Source organism: uncultured Brevundimonas sp., assembly GCF_937870815.1.
GTDB lineage: Bacteria > Pseudomonadota > Alphaproteobacteria > Caulobacterales > Caulobacteraceae > Brevundimonas.
Genome location: NZ_CALMZS010000202.1, coordinates 1 through 4,305, shown reverse-complemented (window position 1 = coordinate 4,305; position 4,305 = coordinate 1). Strand labels below are relative to the sequence as shown.

6 protein-coding genes are annotated in these 4,305 nt (G+C 69.3%); all 6 read left to right on the top strand.

The window, feature by feature from the left end; translation table 11 throughout:
• Nucleotides 1-91 precede the first annotated feature (91 nt).
• On the top strand, nt 92-556 hold the full coding sequence (locus Q0588_RS13690) for a ribbon-helix-helix protein, CopG family (protein ID WP_298747190.1): 465 nt from the start codon (nt 92-94) through the stop codon (nt 554-556).
• Nucleotides 553-855, top strand: coding sequence for a type II toxin-antitoxin system RelE/ParE family toxin (locus tag Q0588_RS13685; protein ID WP_298747187.1), 303 nt, complete (start codon nt 553-555; stop codon nt 853-855). The genes Q0588_RS13690 and Q0588_RS13685 overlap by 4 nt, the downstream gene beginning before the upstream one ends.
• A gap of 5 nt (nt 856-860) precedes the next feature.
• Complete coding sequence (gene sufC / locus Q0588_RS13680) at nt 861-1,610, top strand: Fe-S cluster assembly ATPase SufC (protein ID WP_298747193.1); 750 nt, start codon at nt 861-863, stop codon at nt 1,608-1,610.
• Nucleotides 1,611-1,749: 139 nt separating this feature from the next.
• On the top strand, nt 1,750-2,778 hold the full coding sequence (sufD, locus tag Q0588_RS13675; protein WP_298747184.1) for a Fe-S cluster assembly protein SufD: 1,029 nt from the start codon (nt 1,750-1,752) through the stop codon (nt 2,776-2,778).
• Between the two features lie 71 nt (nt 2,779-2,849).
• Entirely contained in the window at nt 2,850-4,118 is a 1,269-nt protein-coding gene (locus Q0588_RS13670) for a cysteine desulfurase (RefSeq protein ID WP_298747182.1), read from the top strand.
• Nucleotides 4,115-4,305 (top strand): iron-sulfur cluster assembly protein (locus Q0588_RS13665; RefSeq protein WP_298747180.1); only part of this gene is annotated, 191 nt, incomplete at its 3' end. The genes Q0588_RS13670 and Q0588_RS13665, both read left to right, overlap by 4 nt.

Here is a 4,305-nt window from a genome sequence, read left to right as displayed (position 1 = left end):
CTCGACGTTCCGGCGGACGCGGCGCCCGCCGTCATGGGGCCGAACGGGGCCGGGACGGCGGAACTGTGCTATGTTCCGCGCGGAGGTTCGCATGTCCGCCCTGCCTAAGACCCGCGCCATCACCATCGAGATGGACGACGATCTGGCCGAACGCTTCCAGCGCGCGGCGGACGATCGTGGCGTCTCGTTGAGCGAACTGATCATCGGGTTCGCGGACTGGAGCCTGCACGACCAGGAGTTCATGGCCGATCAGCCGTTCACACCGGAGCAGATCGCCCAGATCGAGGAAGGCCTGGCGCAGGCTGAGCGTGGCGAAACGGTCAGCAACGAAGAGGTCATGGCCCGGCTGAAGGACCGCTTTCCCGACGAGACCGGCCGCCAGATCATCGAACGGGCGCTGGAGTCGTACAGCGAGCTGTTGACCTATGTCGCCGACATGCCGGACCTGCACGAGGATTGGGACGCCCAGGTCGCCAAGGGGTTGGCCGAGATCGAGCGGGGAGACGTGACGCCCCAGCATGAGGTGTTCGCGCGCTGGCGGGCCAAATACGGGTGAGGATCGTCGAATGGGGCAGGTCGGCAGAACTCTCGGCTGAGCGGTTCCTGGACATGCTGCTGGAGCAAAACCCGGCGGCCGCCAAGCGAGCGCGTGAGGAGATACAGGGCGCCACACGGCGCTTCATGTGGATGCCGACGCCCGGTCGCCCCTCACAACGCTGGCCGGGCTGTCGTGAACTGAGCTTGTTGCGCTGGAAGAAGATCATCGTCTTCAAGATTCTGCCGGACCGCCTATCTGTGGCGGCCTTCCTCGATGCGCGCCAGAACCTCGACGCCATCGACCTGACTGAAAAATGAAACCCATGCTCTCCATCTCCAACCTCCACGTCGCCGTCGGCGACACCCCGATCCTCAAGGGGCTGAGCCTCGACGTTCCGGCGGGCGAGGTGCACGCCGTCATGGGGCCGAACGGGGCCGGCAAGTCGACGCTGGGCTACGCCCTGTCGGGACGGCCCGGCTATAAGGCGACCGAGGGCGCCGTCGCCTGGAAGGGCGAGGACCTGCTGGCGCTGGAGCCGGCCGAGCGCGCGGCGAGGGGCGTCTTCCTGTCGTTCCAGTATCCGATCGAGATTCCCGGCGTCCCGGCCCTGACCTTCGTGCGCACGGCGCTGAACGCCCAGAAGCGGGCGCGCGGCGAGGAGGAGGTCTCGGCCCCCGCCTTCCTGAAACAGGTCAAGGCGGCGTCGAGCGCGCTGAAGATGGATTTCGACATGCTCAAACGCCCCTTGAACGTCGGCTTCTCCGGCGGCGAGAAGAAGCGGATGGAGATCCTGCAGATGGCCCTGCTGGAGCCGTCGCTGCTGATCCTGGACGAGACGGATTCGGGGCTCGACATCGACGCCCTGCGCATCGTCGCCGACGGGGTCAATGCGATGCGCGGCCCCGACCGGGCCATGCTGGTCATCACCCACTATCAGCGCCTGCTCGACTACATCCGGCCGGACCGGGTGCATGTGCTGGTCGGCGGAAGGATCGTCGCCTCGGGCGGCCCGGAGCTGGCCCACCAGCTGGAGGCGGAAGGGTATGACAAATACCTGTCGGAGGCGGCGTGAGCATGGCCCCGACGAGCAAGGCCCTCCGCGCGGAAGGCCCGGTCCACGCCTCACGCGCCAGCCGGGCCGACAGCCTGCCTCCACCCCCATCCCCAACCCTTCCCCCGTCGAGGGGGAAGGGAGTCGAAGGGCGATCGGCGTGAGCGCGTTTCCCGTCATCGATCTGAAGGATGCCTCCAGCTTCCCGTCGCGGCGGGTCGAGGCGTGGAAATACAGCGACCTGCGCAAATATCTGCGCGAGGCGCCGGCGCCGTCGCCGTCGGCGGCGGTGCCGCTGGCCGGGGGCGGGCCGTTCGAGGCGCTGGGCGGCGAGGCCATGGCCTTCGTCAACGGCCGGCCGATCGGCGTCGACACCCTGATGGCCTGCGGAACCCAGACGGTGCGGCTGCGGCTGATCTCCAAGGCGGAGGCGACCGGCCATGCGGTCACGGCCCGCATCTCGGCGCGGGCCGGGGCCAGGCTGCTGATCCTCGAGACGCATGAGGGCGAGGGTTCGGCCTATGTGGCGCACAACCGGCTGGAGCTGGACGTGGCGCACGACGCCGAGGTGACGCGGATCGTCCTGGCGGACGAGCCGGAGGACGCCATTTCGATCTCGCAGGCCAAGGTGCGGGTGGCGCCGGGCGGCCGCTATCGCCAGACGGTCGTGACCACCGGCGCGAAGCTGCAGCGGCTCGAGACCGAGGTGACCCACCTCGGCCAGGGCGCGGACGTGCGGATGGACGGGCTCTACGCCCTGACCGGGGCGCGGCAGGCGGACCTGACCTCGGTGGTCGACCATGTCGGGGCCGACGGCGCGACCTCGCAGCTGACCAAGGGCGTGGCGCGCGACACGGCGCGCGGGGTGTTCCAGGGCAAGATCGTGGTCGAGCGCGGGGCCGACGGCGCCGACGCCCGGATGGGCCACCACGCCCTGATCCTCGGCGAACGGGCCGAGGTCGACGCCAAGCCGGAGCTGGTCATCTACGCCGACGACGTGCAGTGCGCGCACGGCAATACGGTCGGCAATCTGGACGAGGCGGCGCTGTTCTACCTGCAGCAACGCGGCATTCCGCTGGACGAGGCGCGGGCCCTGCTGACCGAGGCCTTCCTCGTCGAGGTAGTCGACCGGATCGAACACGAGGGCGCGCGGGAGGTGGTGCGGGCATGGCTGGAGGCGAGGCTGTGAGCGAAGCGCCGACATCTCCCTTCCCCCTTGATGGGGGAAGGGCCGGGGATGGGGGTGACTCTGCTGGCCGAGTGAACTCACCCGCCGCCTTCACCCCCACCCAACCCTCCCCCATCAAGGGGGAGGGCTTCGATGTCGCGGCCGCGCGCGCCCAGTTTCCGATCCTGTCGCGGACGGTGAACGGCCGGCCGCTGGTCTATCTGGACTCGGCCGCCTCGGCGCAGAAGCCGCGGGCGGTGATCGAGGCCATGGTGCGGTCGATGGAGGGCAGCTACGCCAACGTCCATCGCGGCCTGCACACCCTGGCCAATGAGACCACCGAGGCCTTCGAGACGGCGCGCGACAGCGTGGCGCGGTTCCTGAACGCCGGGAGTTCTGCAAGCATCGTCTGGACCAAGGGCGGCACCGAGGCGATCAACCTGGTGGCGGCCGGCCTCGGCCAGTCGATCCAGCCGGGCGACGAGATCATCGTCAGCGAGATGGAGCACCACTCCAACATCGTGCCCTGGCATATGCTGCGCGAGCGGCGCGGGGCGGTGCTGAAATGGATCCCGGTGCTGGACGACGGGTCGCTGGACATGGCGGCCTATGCCGACCTGCTGGGGCCGCGGACGAAGGTCGTCGCTGTGACCCACATGTCCAATGTGCTGGGCACCATCAATCCGGTGCGGGCGATCACGGAGATGGCCCACGCGGCCGGGGCGCGGGTGCTGATCGACGGCTGTCAGGGGGCGGTGCACGCCGCGCCGGACGTGCAGGCCATCGGCTGCGACTTCTACGCCTTCACCGGCCACAAACTGTATGGCCCGACCGGGATCGGGGCCCTGTACGGAACCGCCGGGGCGCTGGAGGCCCTGCCGCCGTACCAGGGCGGCGGCGAGATGATCGAGACGGTCACGCAGGACGAGGTCCGGTATGCGAAGCCGCCGCACCGGTTCGAGGCGGGGACGCCGCCGATCGTCGAGGCCATCGGCCTGGGGGCGGCGATCGAATGGCTGTCGCAGTTCGACCGTGACGCCGTCGCCGCCCACGAGAGGGCGCTGTACGACCACGCCCGGGCCCGGCTGGAGGGGGTCAGTTGGCTGTGGGTGATCGGCGAGGCGGAGGGGAAGGGGGCCATCCTGACCTTCACCGTCGACGGGGCCCACGCCCACGACATCGCCCAGGTGATGGACCGCTACGGCGTCGCCGTGCGCGCCGGCCTGCACTGCGCCGAGCCGCTGGCCAGACGCTTCGGCCTGACCTCGAGCGCGCGCGCCTCCTTCGCCCTATATAATACGATCGAGGACGCCGACGCCTTTGCCGACGCCCTGATCAAGGCCCGTGAGTTCTTCGCATGACCGACCAGACGACCCTCGAGACGGAAACGCAGGACGACGGCGGCCGCACCGCCGCCGTGGCCTCGGGCAAGATCAGCCCGCCCGAGCTGGACCGGCTGACCGACGAGATCATCACCGCCCTGAAGACGGTCTACGACCCGGAGATCCCGGTCGACATCTATGAGCTGGGGCTGATCTACAAGGTCGA

Excerpts from the sequence above, each read along its gene's own strand:
- Q0588_RS13690 (WP_298747190.1), top strand. The coding sequence starts at position 92 with ATGTCCGCCCTGCCTAAGACCCGCGCCATCACCATCGAGATGGACGAC.
- sufC (WP_298747193.1), top strand. The coding sequence starts at position 861 with ATGCTCTCCATCTCCAACCTCCACGTCGCCGTCGGCGACACCCCGATC.